General features: G+C 68.0%; 2 pseudogenes. One reads left to right on the forward strand and one right to left on the reverse strand.

Features of this window, described 5'->3' with window-relative positions:
- Nucleotides 1–294: pseudogene (locus tag A5712_RS13105) on the forward strand (hypothetical protein); the annotation flags it as partial.
- 4 nt (nt 295–298) lie between these two features.
- Here A5712_RS13105 and A5712_RS13110 read toward each other — a convergent pair.
- Nucleotides 299–584: pseudogene (locus A5712_RS13110) on the reverse strand (hypothetical protein); the annotation flags it as partial.

Genomic DNA, 584 nt, shown 5'->3' on the forward strand with positions numbered 1-584 from the left:
ATCTCGACGATCTCCTTCGGCACGCCCTACGGCACCGTCGAGTACGAGGGCGCCACCATCCCGGTCCCCGTCGACGACCAGACGCTGCAGGAGATCACCAAGATCACCGACGGCCAGGCGTTCCACGCGGACAGCCTGGAATCGCTGGAGAGCGTCTATTCGACGCTGCAGCGCCAGATCGGCTATCAGACCGTCAAGGGCGACGCCAGCCTGGCCTGGATGATGCTGGGCGCGGTGCTGCTGGCGGGCGCCGTCCTGGCCGGCCTGTTCCTGAACCGGCGGCTGCCCGCCTGATCGCTCAGACCGGCAGGCGTCGGTTGATCAGCAGGCCCAGCGCCGCGGCGATCAGCGCGACGACAACGCCCAGGCGCAGCCAGCCGGCGCTGCCGGGGCCGGGCACCGTGCGGAAGCCGATGTCGTTCTCGATGGCGTTGTAGCTCTTGTTCAGCTCGTTGATGTTGGTGGCGGTGTAGGACTGCCCGCCGGAGAGTTGGGCGATCTTGCGCATCTGGTCCGTGGACACCGGGACGGCGACGCGCTGCCCGTTCATCTCGATCTCCCCGCCCTTGGTGCCGAACGAGATC

Source organism: Mycobacterium sp. E2327 (genome assembly GCF_001672675.1).
In the GTDB taxonomy this organism is placed as follows: domain Bacteria; phylum Actinomycetota; class Actinomycetes; order Mycobacteriales; family Mycobacteriaceae; genus Mycobacterium.